Source organism: Bradyrhizobium sp. 4, from assembly GCF_023100905.1.
Taxonomy (GTDB): Bacteria; Pseudomonadota; Alphaproteobacteria; order Rhizobiales; family Xanthobacteraceae; genus Bradyrhizobium.
On sequence record NZ_CP064686.1, the window covers coordinates 31,800 to 53,887 of the forward strand.

At 64.8% G+C, this 22,088-nt stretch carries 20 protein-coding genes, 1 tRNA gene and 1 riboswitch; of the genes, 10 read left to right on the top strand and 11 right to left on the bottom strand.

Annotation, left to right across the window (positions count from 1 at the left end):
• Nucleotides 1-107: 107 nt before the first annotated feature.
• Nucleotides 108-386: a PepSY domain-containing protein gene (locus IVB45_RS00170; protein ID WP_247357338.1), complete on the top strand. Its 279-nt coding sequence runs from the start codon at nucleotides 108-110 to the stop codon at nucleotides 384-386.
• A 63-nt stretch (nucleotides 387-449) separates the two neighbouring features.
• A complete protein-coding gene (locus IVB45_RS00175; protein WP_247285007.1) occupies nucleotides 450-1,043 on the top strand; it encodes a cytochrome b/b6 domain-containing protein in 594 nt (197 codons plus the stop codon).
• Between the two features lie 19 nt (nucleotides 1,044-1,062).
• Here the strand turns inward: IVB45_RS00175 and IVB45_RS00180 are convergent, their stop codons facing one another.
• Complete coding sequence (locus IVB45_RS00180) at nucleotides 1,063-1,740, bottom strand: LON peptidase substrate-binding domain-containing protein (protein WP_027514858.1); 678 nt, start codon at nucleotides 1,738-1,740, stop codon at nucleotides 1,063-1,065.
• Between the two features lie 68 nt (nucleotides 1,741-1,808).
• Entirely contained in the window at nucleotides 1,809-2,732 is a 924-nt protein-coding gene (gene trxA / locus IVB45_RS00185) for a thioredoxin (protein ID WP_027566282.1), read from the bottom strand.
• A gap of 276 nt (nucleotides 2,733-3,008) precedes the next feature.
• Here trxA and IVB45_RS00190 point away from each other — a divergent pair.
• The 4 genes from IVB45_RS00190 (at nucleotide 3,009) to IVB45_RS00205 (ending at nucleotide 6,593) form a co-directional block, all read left to right on the top strand.
• Nucleotides 3,009-3,083: transfer RNA gene (locus IVB45_RS00190), tRNA-Gly, on the top strand.
• 75 nt (nucleotides 3,084-3,158) lie between these two features.
• The gene (locus IVB45_RS00195; RefSeq protein WP_247357337.1) at nucleotides 3,159-4,145 is read left to right on the top strand and encodes an NAD(P)-dependent oxidoreductase; all 987 of its coding nucleotides are present in this window, start codon (nucleotides 3,159-3,161) and stop codon (nucleotides 4,143-4,145) included.
• Nucleotides 4,146-4,523: 378 nt separating this feature from the next.
• On the top strand, nucleotides 4,524-5,816 hold the full coding sequence (locus IVB45_RS00200) for a PQQ-dependent sugar dehydrogenase (protein WP_247357336.1): 1,293 nt from the start codon (nucleotides 4,524-4,526) through the stop codon (nucleotides 5,814-5,816).
• A gap of 183 nt (nucleotides 5,817-5,999) precedes the next feature.
• Entirely contained in the window at nucleotides 6,000-6,593 is a 594-nt protein-coding gene (locus tag IVB45_RS00205) for a c-type cytochrome (protein WP_247357335.1), read from the top strand.
• A gap of 12 nt (nucleotides 6,594-6,605) precedes the next feature.
• On the opposite strand, the gene panE is transcribed toward IVB45_RS00205, so the two are convergent.
• From panE to IVB45_RS00225, 4 genes are all read right to left on the bottom strand, one after another.
• Entirely contained in the window at nucleotides 6,606-7,529 is a 924-nt protein-coding gene (panE, locus tag IVB45_RS00210) for a 2-dehydropantoate 2-reductase (protein WP_247357334.1), read from the bottom strand.
• A 184-nt stretch (nucleotides 7,530-7,713) separates the two neighbouring features.
• Nucleotides 7,714-8,328, bottom strand: coding sequence for a 2-hydroxychromene-2-carboxylate isomerase (locus IVB45_RS00215; RefSeq protein WP_247357333.1), 615 nt, complete (start codon nucleotides 8,326-8,328; stop codon nucleotides 7,714-7,716).
• An 85-nt stretch (nucleotides 8,329-8,413) separates the two neighbouring features.
• The gene (locus tag IVB45_RS00220) at nucleotides 8,414-9,763 is read right to left on the bottom strand and encodes an MATE family efflux transporter (protein ID WP_247357332.1); all 1,350 of its coding nucleotides are present in this window, start codon (nucleotides 9,761-9,763) and stop codon (nucleotides 8,414-8,416) included.
• 89 nt (nucleotides 9,764-9,852) lie between these two features.
• Nucleotides 9,853-10,449, bottom strand: a complete 597-nt coding sequence (locus IVB45_RS00225) for a DUF2239 family protein (RefSeq protein WP_247357331.1) — start codon at nucleotides 10,447-10,449, stop codon at nucleotides 9,853-9,855.
• A gap of 150 nt (nucleotides 10,450-10,599) precedes the next feature.
• Between IVB45_RS00225 and IVB45_RS00230 the strand changes: the two genes are divergently transcribed.
• A complete protein-coding gene (locus IVB45_RS00230; protein ID WP_247357330.1) occupies nucleotides 10,600-11,265 on the top strand; it encodes a glutathione S-transferase in 666 nt (221 codons plus the stop codon).
• Nucleotides 11,266-11,274: 9 nt separating this feature from the next.
• On the opposite strand, the gene IVB45_RS00235 is transcribed toward IVB45_RS00230, so the two are convergent.
• Together IVB45_RS00235 and ggt are read right to left on the bottom strand one after the other, a co-directional pair.
• Nucleotides 11,275-12,570 (bottom strand): MFS transporter, encoded by a 1,296-nt coding sequence (locus IVB45_RS00235; protein WP_027566291.1) that lies wholly within the window; start codon nucleotides 12,568-12,570, stop codon nucleotides 11,275-11,277.
• A gap of 111 nt (nucleotides 12,571-12,681) precedes the next feature.
• Nucleotides 12,682-14,433, bottom strand: coding sequence for a gamma-glutamyltransferase (gene ggt, locus IVB45_RS00240; protein ID WP_247357329.1), 1,752 nt, complete (start codon nucleotides 14,431-14,433; stop codon nucleotides 12,682-12,684).
• Between the two features lie 99 nt (nucleotides 14,434-14,532).
• On the opposite strand from ggt, the gene IVB45_RS00245 reads away from it, so the two are divergent.
• Nucleotides 14,533-15,918, top strand: a complete 1,386-nt coding sequence (locus IVB45_RS00245; protein WP_247357328.1) for an MFS transporter — start codon at nucleotides 14,533-14,535, stop codon at nucleotides 15,916-15,918.
• 139 nt (nucleotides 15,919-16,057) lie between these two features.
• On the opposite strand, the gene purH is transcribed toward IVB45_RS00245, so the two are convergent.
• From purH to IVB45_RS00260, 3 genes are all read right to left on the bottom strand, one after another.
• Complete coding sequence (gene purH / locus IVB45_RS00250) at nucleotides 16,058-17,650, bottom strand: bifunctional phosphoribosylaminoimidazolecarboxamide formyltransferase/IMP cyclohydrolase (RefSeq protein WP_247357327.1); 1,593 nt, start codon at nucleotides 17,648-17,650, stop codon at nucleotides 16,058-16,060.
• 25 nt (nucleotides 17,651-17,675) lie between these two features.
• A riboswitch (ZMP/ZTP riboswitch) is annotated at nucleotides 17,676-17,757 on the bottom strand.
• A gap of 59 nt (nucleotides 17,758-17,816) precedes the next feature.
• Nucleotides 17,817-19,535 carry a heparinase II/III family protein gene (locus tag IVB45_RS00255; RefSeq protein WP_247285459.1) on the bottom strand — a complete coding sequence of 573 codons (1,719 nt, stop codon included), beginning with the start codon at nucleotides 19,533-19,535 and terminating at the stop codon, nucleotides 17,817-17,819.
• A 156-nt stretch (nucleotides 19,536-19,691) separates the two neighbouring features.
• A complete protein-coding gene (locus tag IVB45_RS00260; protein ID WP_247357326.1) occupies nucleotides 19,692-21,038 on the bottom strand; it encodes an RsmB/NOP family class I SAM-dependent RNA methyltransferase in 1,347 nt (448 codons plus the stop codon).
• A gap of 187 nt (nucleotides 21,039-21,225) precedes the next feature.
• On the opposite strand from IVB45_RS00260, the gene IVB45_RS00265 reads away from it, so the two are divergent.
• Both IVB45_RS00265 and IVB45_RS00270 read left to right on the top strand, forming a co-directional pair.
• Entirely contained in the window at nucleotides 21,226-21,435 is a 210-nt protein-coding gene (locus tag IVB45_RS00265) for a DUF1674 domain-containing protein (RefSeq protein ID WP_027566297.1), read from the top strand.
• Nucleotides 21,436-21,492: 57 nt separating this feature from the next.
• Nucleotides 21,493-22,083 carry a thermonuclease family protein gene (locus IVB45_RS00270; protein WP_247357325.1) on the top strand — a complete coding sequence of 197 codons (591 nt, stop codon included), beginning with the start codon at nucleotides 21,493-21,495 and terminating at the stop codon, nucleotides 22,081-22,083.
• Nucleotides 22,084-22,088 lie beyond the last annotated feature (5 nt).

The following is a 22,088-nucleotide window of genomic DNA, read 5'->3' on the forward strand; positions in this document are numbered from 1 at the left end:
TCTAAAGCGAGCCGGCCGCGAACCGCATTGACTTCATCATGTGCTTTGCTTCCTTCGGTCCCGCTTCGCCCCAGGGCGTAGCGCCCACGACAGAAGAGGAGACGTTCGTGAAGGTTATTCGTGTTGTTGCCGTTGCATTGACGATCGGGATTGGGATGGGATCGGCCGCCTTGGCCGACGGTTTCAAGGACTGCACCAAGCTCGACAAGGCGTCGTGGAAGCCGGCGAGCGAAGCCGAAGCCAAGGCCAAGGCGCTCGGCTACGAGGTGCGGCGCTCCAAGATCGAAGGCTCGTGCTACGAGGTCTACGGCGTCAAGGAAGGCAAGCTTTACGAGCTGTTCTACAGCCCCGAAGATCTCAGCCTGAAGCACACGATTGCGAAGTAGACCGCGCCAGATGGTCTGCGCGCAAATGGTCTGCGCAAAGTCATGCCTGAGGGTGGTCCTCGCTTGATCGAAGAAACGGTGCCGCACGCACGCGGGGAGTCCAACCGGACCCCCGCGGATCGAACCGCTTCGCGGACAGTCGCGGTCTGGGACCTGCCGCTGCGGCTCTGGCACTGGGCGCTCGCGGCTTGCGTTCTGGCCGCGTGGTTCACGCCGACCATCTATGACGGACTTCACCGCATCATCGGTTATACGGTGCTCGGGCTTGTTGCCTTCCGTCTGGTCTGGGGTCTTTGGGGAAGCCGCTATTCGCGCTTCCGCATGGTCGGCGTCAGGCTTCGGGCCGCGCCGAATTATCTCTGGAATCTGCGCCGCGGCATCACCGGCCGCTATATCGGGCTCAATCCCGCCGGCACGTTGATGCTGGTGGCGCTGCTGGTCTCGCTCGCGGTCTCGACGATATCAGGCGCGATGTCGGTGACCGTGACCTTTTTCGGCGTCTGGTGGGTCGAGGACACCCACCACTATTCATCCGACGCGGTTATCGTCCTGGTCGTGCTGCACGTCTTGGGCGTTCTGATGATGGGGCGTCTTCAGCGGGAGAACCTGATCAGCGCGATGATCACCGGACGCAAGCGCATCCGGCATCATTCCTGAGCAGGTGCGCAGGCACCTGTCACTGCAGCGGCGGATCGCCACTGGTGCGCTTCTTCGCGAGGTCCATCTCGGTCACCGCGATCAAAATCTCGGCGCGGGTCTTCAGGTCGGGCGCTTCCAGCATCGCTTGCTTCTCGGCCACGCCATAGGGCGACATCATCGCCAGCGCGTTGACGAGCGCTTCGTTGGGGGCGGTCTCGACGCCCTCCCAGTCGACCTTGAGGTTGTTGGCCTTCAAAAAATCTGCCAGGACCGTCAGCAGTGCCTCGCGATCGACCTCGTCCTCGCCCATGCGCGGCGTGAAGTCGTCGACGAAGGCAAAGAAATCCACCTTGCACTGACGGTAGGCGGTGAGCACTTCGAGCTCCTCGAGCACTTTGAAGCGCGAGACACCCGTGAGCTCGAGGATGTAGCGGCCGTCACCGGATTCGGCGAGTTGGGTGATGCGGCCGACACAGCCGACGCTGAACAGCGAAGGCTTGTCGGAGTTCTTGGCCGAATGCGCGATGTCGGGCTGGATCATGCCGATCAGGCGATGGCCGTCGCGGAAGGCATCGTCGATCATCGCGAGGTAGCGCGGCTCGAAGATGTTGAGCGGCATCTGCCCGCGCGGCAGCAGCAGCGCGCCCGGCAACGGAAACACCGGAAGGATCTCCGGAAGGTCGGCGGGGCCGCGATATTCGATGTTGATCGGCATCTGGTCCCCATTGTCCGCATCAAGTCACGACGCTTAACGCTCCGCCGGCCGTGATGGATCAATCATCTTCAGGAAAACAGGATGATCGACAAGCGCTTGCGTCCCTCGACGGTTGCATCGTCGGTGCCGCCCCAGGCCTCGAAGAACTGCACCAGCTGCTTGCGGGCGCCGTCGTCGTTCCATTTGCGGTCGCGCTTGACGATCGCGAGCAGCTGCTCGGTGGCCGCGGCCCGGTTGCCTTGCGCGTTCAGCGCGATCGCGAGGTCGAATCGGGCCTGATGATCGAGCGGGTCTGCGGCGACTTTCTGTTCCAGCTCGGCGACGGGCCCGAGCTGCTCCGCCTGCTCGGCGAGATCGATCGCGGTCTGCACGGCTTTCACAGCCGGGTCGTTGCGCTTGGATTCGGGCACCATGGCGAGCGTCTGCTTGGCCTGCTCCATCGCACCGGAGACCGCGTAGCATTTCGCGAGCCCGGCAAGGGCGGCGATGTTGGTCGATTCGTGCTGCAGCACTTCCGCGTAGATCTGCGCGGCCGCGGCGGCATCGCCCTCGGCGAGCACGGCCTCGGCCTCCTGGAGGATTTCCGCGACATTCGGCTCACCCGGCGCGGTCACGCCCTTGGTCAGCTTCTCGATGAAGGCGTTGAGCTGGCTCTCCGGGACCGCGCCCATGAAGCCGTCGGCCGGCTGGCCGTTGACGAAGGCGATCACCGCCGGAATCGACTGGATGCCCATCTGGCCCGGGATCGCCGGATGCTGGTCGATGTTCATCTTGACCAGCTTGACCTTGCCCTTGGCGGCCTTGACCGCTTTTTCCAGCAAAGGCGTGAGCTGCTTGCAGGGGCCGCACCACTCCGCCCAGAAGTCGATCAACACCGGCTGGTGCTTCGATTCCTCGATGACGTCCTTCACGAAGGTCTGGGTGGTCGTGTCCTTGATCAGATCGGCGGCAGCCGGGCCCGCTGCTCCGTTACCCTGGTCGATGATCGTCACGGGATCCCCTCGTCTGATGTCTGGAAATTGGCGGGTCTTTAGCACGTCGCCAATTCATATGCTTCGCTGTTGGCTCTAAATTGGGCCGGGCCGGCCGAATTTCAATCCATGCGGGCCGATTCGGCGGTTCCGGGACCTTTTTGGGTCATTTGGCCGCGTTCGGGTCGATATCGGGCCTCCGATCGCGAATCTATGCCGCCGGTAGCTGTTGCATTCCCCTCCCGCTTTTGGCATACGACAGCCGTTGCCGGCGCAGTCATGCGACCGACACAGGATGCGGGTGTAGCTCAGTGGTAGAGCACGACCTTGCCAAGGTCGGGGTCGAGGGTTCGAGCCCCTTCGCCCGCTCCAATTTTCCCAAAGCATCCAGCCGGACCGGACGGGCACGTGGTTTTCCACGCCGCTGGCGGCTGTATTGGGTCACGAATGACGATTCTGGTTACCGGCAGCGCCGGCCATCTTGGCGAGGCCCTTCTCCGCACGCTCCGCGGGCGCGGTTCGCCTGCGCGGGGCATCGACCTGAAGGCGTCGCCCTTCACCGACGCCGTCGGTTCGATCGTCGATCCCGATTTCGTGCGGCACCAGATGGACGGCGTCACCGCGGTGATCCACACCGCGACGCTGCACAAGCCGCATGTGGCGACCCACAGCAAGCAAGATTTCATCGACACCAATGTCACCGGCACGCTCAACCTGCTTGAGGCGGCCGCAGCCGCCGGCGTGCGCAGTTTTGTTTTCACCAGCACCACCAGCGCGTTCGGCTCGCAACTCCGCTCCGACGCGGGCCAAGCCGCGGTGTGGGTCACCGAGGACCTGGCGCCGATCCCGAAGAACGTCTACGGCACGACCAAACTGATGGCCGAAACTCTCTGCGAGCTGTTCTGTCGCGAGCGCGGCCTGCCCGTCGTGGTCTTGAGGACCTCGCGCTTCTTCCCGGAAGACGATGACGATCCGGCGATGGGGTCGGCTTACCCGCCGGAGAACGCGCAGGCCAACGAGCTGCTCTATCGCCGGCTGGATATCGCGGACGCGGTGAACGCCCATCTCCTCGCCGCAGAGCGCGCGCCGGACATCGGGTTTGCCCGCTACATCCTGTCGGCCACGAGCCCGTTCGAGCAACGCCATCTCGCGGCGCTGGCACGTGACGCGGCCGGTGTCGTGCGCGAGCTCTATCCGGAGTGTGCGGAGCTCTTTGCTGCGCGCGGCTGGCGGCTGTTCCCTGCGATCGACCGCGTCTATGTCAATGAGCGTGCGCGGCGCGAACTGGGCTGGCGGCCCGAATTCGACTTCGCGCATGTCCTGAACTGTCTTCGCGATGAGCGCGATTTTCGCAGCACGCTCGCGCGCGATGTCGGCTCGAAAGGCTATCATGAGACGATTTTCGACGATGGTCCCTACCCCGTCGCCCCTTAGCCGCCACCTTCGCGAATTCGCTCGACGCGTCAAATGTCTACCCGGCGTCACCGGCAGCAAGGCGGCCAGAGCATTTCTACTGTGCATGGGGTTGTTTTCGCGTTTTTTTGTTCCGGACCTCCTGCTGCCTGCAAATTAGCCGCGCGTGATCTTGATTCCGCGCTGCAGCGAGAGCGGTGTCGTCGCGGCATTCGCCATCATTGACTTTACGTCTCAATTTTTACTGAGCGCTATCGCGGCGCACGCGGCGCGCTTCTCACCGCTCGCAGATGTGCTAACCTTCTGCGTCTGTCCTCTCGACAGAGTCCGAACTTCGCCTCTCGATAGCAAAATAAAATAAATGTGCAGCCCTGACGGCTGCCTTAGGGGAGTGACGCGATGAAATTCCATCGATCCGTCTTTCAATCCGCCTTTCAATCCGTCCTGGCGCTTGCAGCGGTTGCCCTTCTCGCGGGGACAAGCGCCGGTCACGCGCAGCAGCAGGACAAGAACAAGCCGCTGAAGAAATACGAATCCGGCACCAAGGAGTTCTGGACCCATCCGCCGGACGACTGGTTCCTCGGCGACGAGACCGAGGCGCAGAAGGGCCTGGCGCCGCCGTCCGGTCCGCCGACCGGCGCGTCCGATTCCGAGCTCGCCAACATCGTCAAGAAGGTCAAGCTGCCACCGGGCTTCAAGATGGAGGTCTACGCCTCCGGTGTGCTGGCCGCGCGGCAGATGGCCTGGGGTGACAAGGGCACGCTGTTCGTCGGTTCGTTCGGCCTCGGCAACGTCTACGCCATCAAGGACAACAACGGAAAGAAAGAGGTCAAGACCATCCTCAAGGGGCTGAACATGCCCACGGGTCTGGCCGTCAAGGACGGTGCGCTCTACGTCATCGCGGTCGACAAGCTGATCCGCTACGACGACATCGAAAACAAGCTCGACAATCCCGGCGAGGGCAAGGTCGTCTATGACGACATGCCGTCCTATGCCGCGCATGGCTGGAAGTACATCGCGGTCGACAAGGAAGGCTGGTTCTACATTCCGTTCGGACCGCCCTTCAACATCGGCGTGCCCCCGACCAGCGTGTCGCAGATCCGCCGCGTCGATCCCAAGACCGGCAATGCGGAAATCTACGCGCTCGGCGTTCGCAACTCGGTCGGCGGCGACGTCGATCCGCGCACCGGCAAGTTCTGGTTCACCGAGAACGCCCGCGACTGGATCAGCGACGATCTGCCCTCGGACAAGCTGAACATGATCAGCAAGATCGGCGAGCACTTCGGCTATCCCTACTGCCACCAGGGTGACCTGCCGGATACCAAGTTCGCGATGGGCCACAAATGCTCCGAGTTCACGCCGCCCGTGCTGAACCTCGGCGCTCACGTCGCTCCGCTCGGCATGAAGTTCTATACCGGCGACCAATTCCCGGCCGAGTACAAGAACAACATCCTGATCGCCGAGCATGGCTCCTGGAATCGTCACAAGTACCAGGGCGGCCGCATCATGCGCGTGATCGTCGGTCCCGACGGCAAGAACGCCAAGCAGGAAGTGTTCGCCTCCGGCTGGATCGAGGGTGACCAGGGCTATCTCGGCCGTCCCGACGACATCATCCTCGCCAAGGATGGCTCGATCCTCGTCGCCGACGATTGGGCCGGCGCGATCTACCGCATCAGCTACAGCAAGAAGTAGCCTAAGACGACACGAGGCTGCGGTGCCGAGGGGCGCCGCAGCCTTTCTCATTTCAATTTCGCACGCGGTCGTTCCTGCTTACGTAGAAGTCCGGAACCCATAGTGACGAACGGGGGTTATCGAACTCCGGGCACGCGCTTCGCCGCCCCGGAATGAGCGTTCGACAGATCGGAAATTCCAATCATGCGCCGGCAGTTCATCTCGCACGCAATCAGCGCGGTTGCGCTCCTCGCACTCGGCTCTCTCCCCGCAAGCGCCGCCGACAATGCCGCGATCAAGGAGAAGGCCGCCGTCTGCGCCGGCTGTCACGGCGAGAACGGCATCTCGCAGACCGAGAACATTCCCTCGCTGGCCGGCCAGCCCGATCAATTCCTGCAATGGCAGCTCGTCTTTTTCCGCGCCGGCTCGCGCAAGAACGACCAGATGCAGCCGATCGCCGAGGAGATTACCAACGAGGACGTCCGCAATCTCGGCGCCTATTTCGCCGCGCTGACGCCGCCGATAGCGGCGAAGGACAAGGATCCGGACTTGTCGAAAAAAGGCGCGCAAGTGGCCGTCGGCCGCCGCTGCGCCTCATGTCATACGGATAATTTTGCCGGCACCAAGGCCGTCGCGCGGCTCGCGGGCCAGCGCGAGGAATACCTGGTCAAGGCGCTGCACGACTACAAGAGCAGCCAGCGCGTCGGCGGCGGTGGCGCCGCGATGGCCGATGTCGCCTATCACATGAGCGATGAGGAAATCACCGCGGTCTCGCATTATCTCGCGTACTTCAAATAGCGGAAGGTGCGCCTACCCCGCCCGCTGCTTCTCATACGCCTTCAAATGCGTGTAGGCGATGCGCAGCTTCGGGACTGGCACCTTGGCGGCGTCGGCGCGCGCGATGAGGTCGCCGATGACGTGATCGGCTTCGACCGGCAGGCCGGCCTTGACGTCACGGAACATCGAGGCCGTCATCGGCGAGCCCTCGGTGGTGAGGTTGCCCTTCACGCGCTCGAAGAACGGCCCGCCCGGCGTGTAGCCTGAGGCGGCGGCGATCGCGCTGGTCTCGTCCAGCATGCCGAGCAGGAAATCCCTGCCGCCGGGAGCGGCGAGGATGTTGCCGACAGAGGTACGCATCAGGCTGGTGGACGCCGCCAGCGAGGAGAGAAACACCCACTTCTCCCACATGTCCTGCATGATGTTCTGGCTGGCGGTGGCACCAGCGATGCCGCTCTTGAAGGCCTCGTCGATCGCCTTGACCCGATCCGACAGCTTGCCGTCGCGCTCGCCGTAATTGATCGACTGCATCGGCTGGAGCTGCACCACCTCGCGCTTCTCGTCGAGCGTTGCGGCGATGGCGCAGAGGCCACCGAGCACGCGCTCCTTGCCGAACTTGTCGTCGACGATGTCGAGATGCTTCATGCCGTTGAGCATCGGGATGATCGCGGTATTCGGCCCGACTGCTGCCGCGAACGACTTGATTGCGTCGTCGAGGTCAAAGGCCTTGCAGCTGAGCAGCACGACGTCGAACTTGTCCTTGAGCGCGTCGGCCTGAACGGTCGGCGGATTTTTCAAGGTCACGTCGCCGTTCGGGCTCTTGATGACGAGGCCGGCGCTCGCGAGCTCGCTGGCGCGCCGCGGCCGAACCAGGAAGGTGACGTCGCGGCCGGCCTGCAACAGCCTGCCACCAAAATAGCCGCCGATGGCGCCAGCGCCGACCACGAGGATACGCATGGGATCGTCCTTATTGTTTCTTGCCGTCGTCCTGGCGAAAGCCAGAACCCATTACCCCGACTGCCTATTGTCGGGCAAGTTGGAGCCCCAGCTCGTCACAGCCACACCCTTCGGTGATTATGGGTCCTGGCTTCCGCCAGGACGACGTTGGAGATGATGGCTCGATCTGTCCATCATACGAAAATCACTTCCCCGACACCATCTCCTCGACCTCGCGCAACTGCTCCTTGCCGAAGAACATCTCGTCGCCGACAAAGAAGGTCGGCGAGCCGAACGCACCGCGCGCGACGGCGTCCTCGGTGTTCTTGATCAGTCTGCCCTTCACCTCGGGTTCCCCGGCGCGGGTGAACAGCTTTTGCGCGTCGAGGCCGGAGGACGCCAGCGCCTTCGCCGCGATTTCCGGATCGTCCATCTTCTTCGGCTCGCGCCACATGTGGTGGAAGGCGGCCTCGACATAGGTCTCGAACACGCCTTCGAGCTGCGCCGCGATTGCCGCGCGCATCAGGTTCAGCGTGTTGACCGGGAAGAACGGATTCCAGACATAGGGCTGCACCTTGAAGCGCTTGACGAAGCGTTCGGTCTCGACCGCCTGGAATTCCCGCTTGTTCTTGACGCCGGCGAGCGTCTCGGCCGGCGACTTGTTGTTGGTCGACTTGAAGATGCCGCCGAGCAGGATCGGCACGTACTCGAACTTGACGCCGATGCGCTGCTCGATCGCCGGAATTGCGAGATGACTGAGATAGGCGTTCGGACTGCCGAAATCGAACAGGAAGTGCGGGGCTGTGCGGGTCAAAATCATTCTCCCTGACGTCGCTTTTTCGCATTGTGGCGTAGCGCGGCCCGCGGGTCCACCTTTTAATGACGGTCATAATCTCTTGATGTCGTCAGGGCAGACGCCGGATCGTCCGCTTGCGCCACACCAGAAGGTAATAGCCCATCTGCAACAGGAACATGGCGCAGAATACGATCGGATAGGCGGCCCACACACCCTCAAGGCCGATCGTGCGGCTCAGGATCACCGCGGACGGTAGTTCGATTGCTCCGATGGCGAAGATCGCGAGCAGCATTGGCGTCAGTGCCACGCCGGCAGCGCGCATCGCGCCGGAAAACACCGTCGCCAGGCCGAACGGCACCGAGCTCCACAGCGCGATGTTGAGCAAGCCCTTCGCCAGATCGAGCACGGTGTCGTCAGTGATGAAGATGCCCAGCACGGCGCGCGGCGCGAGATAGATCAGCGCCACCAGCCCGCCCGTCAGGACGATGTTGAACGCCAGTCCGGTGCGCACGATGCCGTCGAGCCCCGCTCTGTCGCCGCGGCCGACCGCTTGGGCACCGAGTATCGAGACCGCGATTGAAATCGACATCGCCGTGAACTGCGTGTAGCCCATCACCTGGTTGACCGCGCCATAGGCTGCGGTTGCGTTCGAGCCGAAGCCGTTGACGAGGCCGAGCAGCACCAGCTCGGCGATCGCCATCACCACCATACCGATCGCGCTCGGCAGTCCAATGCCGAGGATCTGTCCCAGCACCACACGATTGAGCCGCAGATGGCGCAGCAGTGCAGCGTCCGGTGCCAACGCATGTTTTCTTCGCAGCAGATAGGCCGCCAGCGCGATCAGCGTCAGAACGTTGGCGATCGCCGCGGCCCAGGCCGGGCTGGTGATGCCGGCCGCCGGCAATCCGAACGACCCCCGGATCAGAATCGGCGTCAGGATCAAGCCGATCGCAGTCGACAAGGCCAGCGCCAGCAGCGGCGTCAGCGCGTCGCCGACGCCGCGGATCATCGCCGTCGTCAGCAAGAAGACGAAGCCGAGCGGCATGGTGAGCAGCATGACGCGGGCATAGACGCTGGCCTGGTCGAGAATGTCCGGAGGCGTTGCGAGCATCGTCATCAATTGGCGGCTGAAGATCCCGCCGATCAGTGCAATTGCAATCGAGAGCAGCAGGCCGATCGCGAGCGTCGTGCCCACGATGAGCTTGATCCGGCCCTGCTCGCCAGCACCATAGGCCTGGCCGATCAGCACCGTGGCGCCGGTGCTCAGCCCCATGACGAAGGCGAACAGGAAGAACATCACCGGAAAGAACACCGAGACCGATGCGAGCGCGTCGATCCCGATCATCTGGCCGAGATAGACGTTGCTGACGGTGCCGAACAGCGATTGCAGCGCGTTGCTCAGCATCAACGGTGCGAGGAACCGCAGAAAACTTTTCCAGAGCGGCTTGGCGGCGGACATGGATTAGCCTTTCATCAGGGCGTGCGAAACCGTCGCCACGCGAAGTGCGCGTGGCTTGGCCGTCGATGGGGTTGGGAGAAGGCGCGCGCCTAAGCGCGATCGCTATAGGCGAGCTTGACGATGTGGTCGCGGATGTCGGCGGGCCAATCTGCGATCAGTCCGGTGAAACGCCGCCGGTCATCCGCAAACAACGCGCGCGATGCCTCCTCGAACTGCGGCAGATTGCCGGCCATGGTCGACATGAAGTGATAGGCCGCATCGCGCGCCTGCCGCTCGCGGTCCTTGGCGCCGCTGGCGCGCCGCGCCTCTTCGACGAGTTTCCGCAGCGCGACCGAAGCGCCGCCTGGCTGCGCGCTGAGCCACTCCCAGTGCCGCGGCAGCAGCGTCACCTCGCGCGCGACCACGCCGAGCCTCGGCCGGCCGCGGCCGCGCGGCTCGCTCGGCGATGGGGTCTCCTCGACCGGCGGCGGCACAAGCTTCGCGAGCCGCGCCAGCACCTCGCGGTCCCCACCGCGCAGATCGAAGTCGATCGACCGGCCTGTAGCGTCCTCGAAGATGACGATGGGCTCGTCCGGCCGCTCGGCCATCCGCTTGATGACCAGCGCGACCTCTCCGGCCGGCCCGGAGACCAGACGGCGATGCCCCTGGAAAGCGGTGAAAGTCTTCTGCATTGGAATCATTGCCATTTTCGTCACGGTGGCGACTTTAATACCCGGGTGAATTACAAAGGTCAATATACCCGGATAAAAATATCCGACCGGATGGCTCGACATTGTGTTCCCGGGCTGGCACGAACGCGCGGCCGATCGACCATGCCTAGCCCCGGGGACCACGCGATGCTGACCGTTCACCACCTCAACAATTCCCGCTCGCAGCGCGTGCTGTGGCTGCTCGAGGAGTTGGGCGTGCCCTACGAGATCGTGCGCTACGAGCGCCAGCCTGACATGCGCGCGCCGAAGGAGCTTCGCGCCATCCATCCGCTCGGCAAGTCGCCCGTCATCACCGACAACGGCAACACTATCGCCGAGTCAGGCGCGATCATCGAATATCTCATCGCCACCTACGGCAACGGCCGGCTGGTCCCGCCGCCGAACACGCCGGAGCGGCTGCGCTTCACCTATTGGCTGCACTATGCGGAGGGCTCTGCGATGCAGCCGCTGCTGCTCAAGCTGCTGTTCACCCTGATGCCGAAGCGTGCGCCGGCGTTGCTCCGCCCGCTGGTGCGCAAGGTTTCGAACCAGGCGCTCACCGCATTGGTCAATCCGCAGCTCAAGCAGCACATGGACTATTGGGAAGGCGAGCTTGCGAAGAGCGAGTGGTTCGCCGGCAACGAGTTCACCGCCGCCGACATCCAGATGAGCTTTCCGCTCGAAGCAGCCCAGGCGCGCGGCGGGCTCGAACTCGGCCATCCCAAGGCGATGGCGTTCCTGGAGCGCATTCACGCGCAGCCAGCGTACAGCCGCGCCCTCGAAAAGGGCGGGCCGTATCAGGTCGGACGATAGCTGCCTGCATTAGTCCGCGTGCAGCACGCGCCCGCGCGTCTCCGGCAGCGCGAAGGCGGCGATGAAGAACAGCGCGTAAGCCACCACCGCGAACATCGCGATCGCATTCGCAAGCGACGTCGTCGCCGATAGCGCTCCGACCAGGAACGGAAACAGCGCGCCGATGCCGCGGCCGAAATTGTAGCAGAACCCCTGGCCAGAGCCGCGCAGTCGCGTTGGATAAAGCTCGGTCAGGAACGCGCCGACGCCGGAGAAATAGCCCGAGGCGAAAAAGCCGAGCGGGAAGCCGAGCACCCACAGGATTTCGTTGGTGAGCGGCAGCTGCGTGTAAAGCAGCACAACCGCGATCGCGCCGATCGAGAAGGTCAGAAAGAGATTGCGTCGTCCGATCCGGTCGGCGAGCCAGGCGCCGGTGAGATAGCCGATGAAGGAGCCGATGATCAGCGTCGACAGATAGCCGGTCGAGCCGACGATCGACAGATGCCGCTCCTTGGTCAAAAACTGCGGCACCCAGAAGGTGACGGCGTAGTAGCCGCCCTGGCAGCCCGTCGCCATCAGCGACGCCAGAATCGTGGTCTTCAGGATCGGGCCCGAGAAAATTTCCCAGAGCGCCGGACGATTGCCGCTCGCGGCCTGCTTGGCGCGGGCCTCAGCCGCGATCTCCGGCTCGGTCACGGAGCGGCGGATGTAGAACACCAGCAGCGCCGGCAGCGCGCCGATCACGAACATCCAGCGCCACGCTGTCTCCGCCGGCAAAGCCGAGAACAGGATCGCCTGCGACAGCACTGCAAGGCCCCAGCCGACCGCCCAGCCCGATTGCACCGAGCCGACCGCACGCCCGCGATATTGCGGCCGGATCGCTTCACCCATCAGCACGGCGCCCGCTGCCCACTCTCCGCCGAAGCCGAGGCCCAGCACCGCGCGTGCGATCAGGAGCTGTTCGAAATTCTGCACGACCGCGCAGACCAGCGAGAACAACGAGAACCAGATGATGGTGATCTGGAGCGTTCTGACCCGGCCGATATGGTCGGAGAGATAGCCGCCGAGCCAGCCGCCGATGGCGGAGGCCAACAGCGTCACGGTGCCGGCGAGCCCGGCCGATCCCGCATCGACCTTCCACAGCGCGATGATGGTGCCGATCACCAGCGGATAGATCATGAAGTCCATGCCGTCGAGCGCCCAGCCTGCGGCGCAGGCCCAGAACGTCCGCCGCTCCGGCGCGTTCATGTCGCGGTAGAAGGCAAGAAGGCTGGTGTCCTCGATCTCGGCGCGTTCGATGCGCTGGTTCGGATCAACTGTGGTCATGTGCGTTTCCCGACAGTGTTTTCTTTCGTAGTTTCTTTGGCCTCGCGGTGGTAGCACGCGCGGCGGCGCGCGCAAGCCGGCCACCGGCCTTCGCGCCATGCAAGGACAGAGTTACTGCCCCGCTGCTTCCGCACCTCGGCTACGCGGATCAGGCGCGCCGAGCGGACCGTTGGCGGTCACCGCGATCGAATTCGCCGATGTCTGCCCCATCGGCGCGACGATGAGATGATCCATCGCCTTCAGCTCGAGCAGCACATGATCGGGGAAGCCGCCCTCGACCCGGACCTCGTCGGGCAACCATTGGTGATGCAGCCGCGGTGCGGCCACGGCAGCCGCGACGTCCATTTTGTAATCGAGGACGTTGACGATCACCTGGAGCACGGTCGAGATGATCCGGCTGCCGCCCGGCGAGCCCGTCACCAGAACCGGCTTGCCGTCCTTCAGGACGATGGTCGGCGACATCGAGGACAGCGGCCGCTTGCCCGGCCCGGGCAAATTGGCCTCGAAGCCGACAAGGCCATAGGCATTGGAAGCGCCGACCGCCGCTGTGAAATCGTCAAGCTCGTTGTTGAGCAGCACGCCGGTGCCGTCGGCGACGAGGCCGACGCCGTAGCTGAAGTTCAGCGTATAGGTGTTGCTGACGGCGTTGCCGCTGCCGTCGACGACGGAAAAATGCGTGGTGTTGCTGCCCTCATGCGGTGAGGTCGCGGTGGAAACGAGCTGTTTCGACGGCGTGGCGCGATCGGCGGAGATGGTTGCCCGCAGCTTCGCGGCGTAGTCTTTGGCGGTGAGCGTCCCGATCGGCGCGTTGACGAAGGCGGGATCGCCGAGATAGCGCGCCCGGTCCGCATAAGCGCGCTTCATGGCCTCGATCAGCAGATGCAGCGAGGCCGGCGACCCCTGCTTCAGATCAGCGAGCTGAAAACCTTCGAGAATATTGAGCGTCTCCACCAGCACCACGCCGCCCGACGACGGCAACGGCATCGACACGATGTCATAGCCGCGATAAGTGCCGCGCACCGGTGCGCGGATGACCGCCTGATAGGATTTCAAATCGGCCGGCGTCATGATGCCGCCCGCGTCAGTCACGGCCTTGGCGAGTTTTTCCGCGACCGGCCCCTCATAGAAACCGCGCGGGCCCTGTGCGGCGACGGCCGACAGCGTTTCGGCGAGATCGCTCTGCACCAGCCTGTCGCCTTCGCCGAGCGGCGTGCCATCGGGCCGCGAGAAGATCCTGGCCGAGGAGGGCCAACGCACCAGCCGCTTGTGCCAGCCCGGCAGCGTGTCGGCAATGTCGTCGCCGACGAGGAAGCCATCGCGGGCGAGCCCGATCGCGGGCTCGAGCAGTTGCGCCAGCGTGAACCGGCCCGAGCCATATTTTTCCAGGGCTAGCGCAAGACCCGCGACGGTGCCGGGCACGCCGACGCCGAGCGCGGAATCCCGCGACTTCGCCGCATCGGGCTTGCCGTCGGCGCCGAGGAAAATCTGCGGCGTGGTCGCAGCCGGCGCGGTCTCGCGATAATCGATCGTGATGTCTTCGTTGCGCTCGCTCGAATGAATCAGCATGAAGCCGCCGCCGCCGATATTGCCGGCGCGCGGATAGGTCACGGCCATCGCAAAGCCGGTCGCGACCGCGGCATCGACGGCGTTGCCGCCGCGCCGCAGGATGTCGGCGCCGACCTGCGCGGAGATTTTCTCCTGCGCCACCACCATGCCGTGTTCGGCGGGAACGGCATGCACCGTGTCGAGCGCGGGCGGCACATAGGCCCGCCGCGCATCCTGCGCGGTCGCGGCCGGAAGTCCGAACGCCAGAGTGGCAAGGAAGGCGAAAAATGTCCGCCGTGTCGAGAAAGACGACATCATCAAACTTCCGCAATGGCCATGGGCAGTTCACATGCAGCGCGGCAATGCTATACGGTTTGCCCCGACAGAGGCAAAACTGTTCGTGATGAGGATTATGGAGTGACGACGATCGCCCCGGATGCGCGCATCGCCGGCGCGCAGCGGACCTATCCGCCGCGCGGCGCCGTGGTCAGCTGGATCTTCTTCGACTGGGCCGCGCAGCCTTATTTCACCCTGATCACGACCTTCGTGTTCGCGCCCTATTTCGCCACCGGCATTGCGCCGAATCCCGCCACCGGGCAATCGCTGTGGGGCTTTGCGATGGCTGCCGCGGGCCTCGCGATCGCGCTGATGTCGCCGGTGTTGGGGGCTATCGCCGATGCTTCGGGCCGCAGGAAGCCATGGATCGCCGGATTCGGCGCAGTGCTGGTGCTGGCATCCTGCACGCTGTGGATCGGCAAGCCCGGCGATCCCTCGATCATTCCGCCGCTGCTCACCGCGGTCGCGCTCGCCAGCGTCGGCGCGGAATTCGCCACTCTCTTCAACAATGCGATGATGCCGACGTTGGTGCCGCCGGAGCGCATCGGGCGGCTCTCCGGCACCGGCTGGGCGACGGGTTATGTCGGCGGCATCGTCAGCCTGATCATCGTGCTCGGCTTGCTCGCGGCCAATCCCGAGACCGGCCGCACGCTGCTCGGTCTCACGCCTCTGTTCGGGCTCGATCCCGTCAGCCATCAGGGCGACCGCGCCGCCGGACCGTTGACCGGGCTTTGGTTCATCATTTTCGTGACGCCGATGTTCCTGTTCACACCCGACTATCCGGCGAAGCGCCCGGTGCGCGAGGCGCTGCACGAAGGCCTGTCGGAGCTGAAGCAATCGATCAAGGGGCTGCCGCAGCAGAAATCGCTCGCGGCGTTTCTGCTCGCCAACATGATCTACACCGACGGTCTGGTGTCGCTGTTTGCCTTCGGCGGCATCTATGCGGCTGGCACGTTCGGCTGGCACACGATCCAGATCGGCACGTTCGGGATCATGCTCGCGATCGCGGGCGCGTTCGGCGCGTGGTTTGGCGGCAAGCTGGACGATCGCTTCGGGCCGAAGCGCGTGATCGCCGGCAGCATGCTGATCCTGCTGCTGGCGCTGGCGGCGATCCTGCTGGTCGACAAGGATTCGATCTTCTTCATCAAGGTCGCGCCGCCCGCGCCCGGCGGTGCATTGTTCGCCGCTGCGTCAGAGCGCGCTTATCTCGTGCTGGGCTGCCTGATCGGTGCGGCCGGTGGTCCGCTGCAAGCCGCCTCGCGCACGCTCCTGATTCGTCTCGCGCCGAAGGACCGCATCGCGCAGTATTTCGGTCTGTTCGCACTGACGGGGAAAGTGACGTCCTTCATCGGCCCGCTGCTGATCGGCGTAATCACCGCGGTGACGGCGAGCCAGAAGGCCGGCATGGCCGTTCTGGTGGTGTTCTTCGTCGCGGGGTTGGCGCTATTGATGCGGGTGCGGGAGTAGCCACGCTACCGCGATTCATTCCCGTCATTGCGAGGAGCGAAGCGACGAAGCAATCCAGGTTTTCTCCGCGGAAAGATTCTGGATTGCTTCGCTGCGCTCGCAATGACGAATTCGATCGAATAGCCCGTATGCCAATCAATCAGTGCCTGAAATGCCGCGTGCCCGTGAATACCATGGCGATGCCGTGCTCGTCGGCGGCCTTGATGACCTCGTCGTCGCGCATGGAGCCGCCGGGCTGCACCACGGCGGTGGCGCCGGCCTCGATGCAGGCGAGCATGCCGTCGGCGAACGGGAAGAACGCATCCGACGCCACCACCGAGCCCTTGGTGAGCGGTTCGGCGAGCTTCAGCTCGGCGGCCGCATCCTGAGCCTTGCGTGCCGCGATCCGCGCTGAATCGACCCGGCTCATCTGGCCGGCGCCGATGCCGACGGTGGCGAGATCCTTGGCGTAGATGATGGTGTTGGACTTGACGTGTTTTGCGACACGGAAAGCAAACTTCAGGTCGCGCATCTCGGCATCAGTAGGCGCGCGCTCCGTGACAACCTTGAAAGTCATGTCGTCGGCCACGGCGTTGTCGCGGCTCTGCACGAGGAGACCGCCCGCCACCGTCTTGGCGGTGAGGCCCGGCGCGCGCGGGTCGGGCAGGCTGCCGGCGAGCAGCAGGCGCAGGTTCTTGCGCGCCCCGATGATGGCGATCGCCTCCTCGCTTGCGTCAGGTGCGATGATCACCTCGGTGAAGATTTTCGTGATCTCGCGCGCGGTGTCGGCATCGAGCGCGCGGTTCATCGCGATGATGCCGCCGAAGGCCGAGGTGGAATCGCAGGCCAGCGCCTTGCGATAGGCACTGACCAGGTCGGAGCCCTCCGCGACGCCGCAGGGATTGGCATGCTTGACGATGACGCAGGCCGCAGTGCGCTTGGCGTCGAACTCGCCGATGCATTCATAGGCGGCATCGGTGTCGTTGATGTTGTTGTAGGAGAGCTCCTTGCCCTGGAGCTGCCGCGCGGTCGAGACGCCCGGCCGCTTGTCGGGGGTCGCATAGAACGCCGCGGTCTGGTGCGGATTCTCGCCATAGCGCAGCGACTGGATCAGCCTGCCGCCGAAGGCGCGGAAATCGGGCGCGTCGATCTCGAGCTGGCGGTTGAACCAGTTCGAGATCGCGGCGTCGTAAGCCGCGGTGCGCGCGTAAGCCTTGGCGGCAAGGCGCCGACGCAACTTCAGCGTGGTCGCACCTTTGTTGGCGGCGAGCTCATCGAGCACGGCCTGATAGTCTTGCGCCTCGACCACGACGGCGACGTCGTCGTGGTTCTTCGCGGCGGCGCGGATCATCGCGGGGCCGCCGATGTCGATGTTCTCGATGCAATCCTCGAAGCCCGCGCCTTTGTCGACGGTGGCCTCGAACGGATAGAGATTGACGACGAGGAGATCGATCGGCGCGATGCCATGCGCCGTCATCGCTTCTGCATGGTCCTTGTTGTCCCGGATCGCGAGCAGGCCACCATGCACCTTCGGATGCAGCGTCTTGACCCGGCCATCCATCATTTCCGGGAAGCCGGTCAGTTCGGAGACGTCCTTCACCTTGAGGCCGGCCGCGGCGATCGCCTTCGCGGTGCCGCCGGTCGAGACCAACTCGACATCCTGCGCGGCAAGCGCCTTCGCGAATTCGATCAGGCCAGTCTTGTCGGAAACGGAGAGAAGGGCGCGGGTGACGCGGCGGGGTTGGTCAGTCATGAGCAAGATCCTCTGTCTGAAGGAGTGTCTATGCCCAGGCGCGCGGCTTCTCAGTCTCGCGCTTCCCGATGGTGCTCCATCCAAGGTCGCCAGTCGCGCGAGCGAGGGCTCGATAGCAGTTTTCGGTCGCTTTCACAACGTTCAGATCGGGCCGAATCACATGCGTCTACAGCGGAAGTTCCGGCTCCCGCCGCGCATTTCTGCGGGCATTCGTGATCGCCGGCGAGGCGGTGGAGCGGACAAAACTCCATCGGATCGAGGGCGCCTGCCGCGCATCCTGACGGATCACGATCTGCGCGGTGCGGCGCGGGCCGTCATTGCCGGCCAGGGATACGCTGTCCTCCAGCTCGACCTTGTCGTCGAGCGCCTCGAAGGTCCAGACGTCGCGGTTCGGCAGCACCAGCATGACGCCGCGGGCGTCGGACAGCCGGCTCGCCTTCACCGCCGGGTGCAGATGGAATCGCAGCGCGAAATCGGCATCCGGACCCTTGAAGCGTCCGCCTTGCGGCGGCGACAGCGTGTCCTCGCCGTCGATGCGTGCGCCGTCATTGGCGATCATCAGCACGCGGCGGTGGATCGCGCCGAATTTTGTGAGGTAGCCGTCATGCGACGTCGTGAGCAGCGTGCCGTTCTGCACGATTTCGCGATAGCTCTCGACTTCGACGGGGCCGCTGGTGACCGGAGCACCGTGCAACAGCCGCTTCATCGCCGACATCTCCACGAACTGGCATGACGAGGTGTCGTGATAGGTCAGCGTCGAATGCGCCGCCGTGCCGCGTGCGAACGGCCGCCAATTGTCGCGGCCCGTGGTCGGCATGCCGCAATTGGTGACGATGCGGCTGATGCCGGAGGATAGTTCGAACGACAGGCAGCCGGCATGGGCGTCGTGACTGACGCCGGCCGCCGGCGGCGGGCCGGTGTCGATGATCAAAGTGGTCTGGCCGGCATCAAGGCGCTGGAAACCGGTATGCGGCATGTTCGACATCGGCGCGCCGTGGGTGTCGTCATAGGCAAGCAGCGTCGCGAGCAGGTCCGAGGGCGTCGCGCTCATGCCGTTGAACAGCGCGAAATTGCCGTCGCCGTGGCGGAAGAAGCGGAGCATCGGCATCATGCGGTCGATCGCATTGAGCAGCGCGGGCGGCGGCGCGATGTTGCGCGCGGCAAAGGTCTGCCGCAGCGGCAACAGGTCGATCAACAGCTCGATCAGTGCGCCCGGGTTGCGCGAGACATGCCCGCCGTCGGGCAGGATCTGCCGCTGCAATTCATCCGAGAGCTTTTTCGAGGTGCTGCGGATGTGACTTGCCTGGTTGGCGAGGCACAGCGCCGCATAGCACAGCGCGATCAGCACCTGGAGCTTCGGCACTCCGTCGGGAATGTTGACCATGGTGTAGCGCAGCAAGCGGATCTCGCGCGCCAGCGCGCGCAGATAGCGACGGTAGAATTTGTTGTCGGTATCGTTGAGCACCAGCGGCGCCTGCGACAGCAGGGAGATCACGCGTCGCGCCAGCACGTCGGCGCGTCGCGCGACGGGACGGCGCTTGCTAGCCGGGTTGCCGATCCAGTCCTCGATCAGCGAGCGCGCATTCGCGCGCGTCAGCGCGGTGTCGGCGGCGCGCAAATGGCGCAGCCAGCCGAAGCCGAGCAGCGCAACCTCCCAATCCTCCGACGGCGGCTCGAGATCGAAGATCGAACGGCCGTGGCAGTTGACGATCTTGCCGGCGAAGACGAAGCGGCCGGCATAGATCTCGGCGGCGCGGGTCGCGTCCGCGGTGCGCAGATCATGCGGCGCGATGATCAACCGGTCGGCGCGGCCGGGCCAGACCCGCGACAGGGCGACGGAACCGCCGCTCGCGCGCGCGAGCATGTTCCGCGCGAAGCGGTTCATCACCAGCGTCGAGATACGTCTGCGTTGAGCGACCGACACGCCTTGCCTTGATGGGGGAGAGGATTCCGACGAATCCTTATTAATCCCAAAATCGGACGGCCGACACCACCTTGAACGACGCGAATCAGCGCCGTGGTTGCAAAATCCAGTGCAAAATCAGGATTTAACGAGCCGGGCCGCGAAAAATCCGTCGAGCCCGCCGAGCTTGGGATCAGCGTTTGGCAGATGGCTGGGCAGAGTGCGCAGATCGCCCTCGGCGGTGACGATCTCGCTGAGTCCCGACACCTCGGACGCATCGATCGGAACCCGGCGAAGCCCAGGCTCTGCGGCCATCAGCGCGGCGACCGCATGCTCGCCCTCTTCGGGTTCCAGCGAGCAGGTACAGTAGACCAGCGTTCCGCCGGGCTTGAGCAGCGAGACCGATTTTTGCAGCAGCCGCCGCTGAAGCGCCGTCATTGCGGCGATGTCGGATTCCTGCCGAAGCCAGGATACGTCGGGATGGCGGCGGATCGTCCCGGTCGATGTGCAAGGCGCATCAATGAGGATGCCGTCGAAGCCATCGGCAGGGCCGGACCATTCCGCGGCGTCGGCGACGACGGTCTCGGCCTGGAGCGACAACCGCGTCAGATTCTCGCGCAGCCGGGCCACCCGGGCCGGCGAGCGGTCGATGGCCGTGACATGCGCGCCGGCCTGCGCCAGTTGCGCGGTCTTGCCGCCGGGAGCGGCGCAGAGATCGGCGATGGATTTGCCCTTGATGTCGCCGAACAGCCGGGCCGGCAGCGCAGCGGCAGCGTCCTGCACCCACCATTGTCCTTCGGCGAAGCCGGGAAGCATGGTCACTGCGCCGTGCAGCACCGTACGCACCGATCCGGTCGGCAGGACTTCGCCATGGAGCCGGCTCGCCCATTGCGCGGCGTCCGACTTCACAGTCAGATCCAGCGAAGGATCGTGGCTGAGCGCGAGCGCCATGTCTCTTGCGACTGTTTCGCCGTAATGCGCGCTCCAGCGCGCGACCATCCAGGGCGGCAGGTCCAGCGACTGCGCGGCAACCTCGTCCACCAGCGCTTTGCCCTCGCGGGCGCAGCGGCGCAGCACGGCGTTGACGAGGCCGGCATAGCGCGCGGCGCGCCGGTCGGATTGCACGAGGCGAACGGAGAGATCGACGGCTGCGTGATCGGGCACGTCCATCCAGAGGATCTGGGCGGCGCCAATCAACAGCGCGCTCTGCGCGCGCGGCGCGTCGGAGGGAATGCCCTTGTCGAGCAGGCGGGACAGCACATGGCCGAGCGTGCCGAGCCGGCGCAGCACGGTGGCGACCAGGCGGCGCATCAGCGCGCGGTCGCGGTCGGGGAGCGTCTTCAGTCCGGGATGGGCGCCGCTGCCGTCGAGCTGCTCGTCAAGCGTGCGGTGCTTTTGCAGCACGCCGTCGACGATGTCGGCGGCAATCCGCCGCGCCGCGAGACCGGGCACTTCGGATGGAGGAGCGAAACGTTGAGAAGGCATGCGGAAACAAGGTTCTGAGCGAGCGGCAGTTCGCCGTAATGGGCGCATGCCTTGAGGAGGTGATCTCTGGCACGCGAATATGCCAAATGTAAGAATCGCTTCCGGGTTTTTCAGCCCTTTCAGAGCCATTTCAGGAATGCGTTATTGGGCGTCGCGTCGCGGGCCGCCCCGCGCTAGAAAGCCGACGATGAGTGACCAGCCTTCCGTTCCCGACCGCAAGCAGCTCACGCCGGCCGCCCAGCGTGCGCTGGCCGAGGCCGAAGCGCGACGGCAGGCTGCGGCAGTCCGAGCCAAAAACGACGCCCAGGCGGCGCCAAAGGAGTTGCAGGGGCCAAAAGGACCCGAGCCGACCCGCTATGGCGATTGGGAGCGCAAGGGCATCGCTTCCGACTTCTGAAGCTTGTCTTTTGAGGCTCGCTTGCCGGACTGCCCGACTCAGCCCTAGCGTGCGCGGATGTCGCGTTTCGATCCAAGCCACCCATATCGGCCTTCATACAGCGGCTCGCCGTTCGGTCGCCGTTTCTCGGGGCTGTTGCCGTGGATGTTCGTGGTCGGTGTTGTCGCGGCGATTGTGCTCACCTTCCGCGACGGAACGAACTGGCTTGTCCCGCACGTAGACGACGGTCGCACCGGCGATGCCGAGATCGTGCTCCGGCAGGCCGGCCATCCCGATCGTCGCGAGCCGGTCGACGTCATCCGGACTATCGACGGCGACACCTTCCTTGCGCGCGTGCATCAACGCGATGGCCGCGATCTCGTCGCGCGCGTTCGCCTGCGCGGCATCGATGCACCTGAGATGAAAGCCTCCTGCCAGGAAGAACTCGACAAGGCTGAAGCCGCCGCCGCCGCGCTCCGCGACCTGCTCGGCCAGGGTGGCGTGACGATCACCAATCTCGGACCTGACAAATACGGCCGCGTTCTTGCTGACGTCGCGACCAAACGCACGGCCAATGTCTCGGCGGCGTTGCTCGCCGGCGGCTATGCGCGGAGCTACAATGGCGGCCATCGTGACGGCTGGTGCGCGCGGAGCTGGCGCTTCTGGTAACAAAA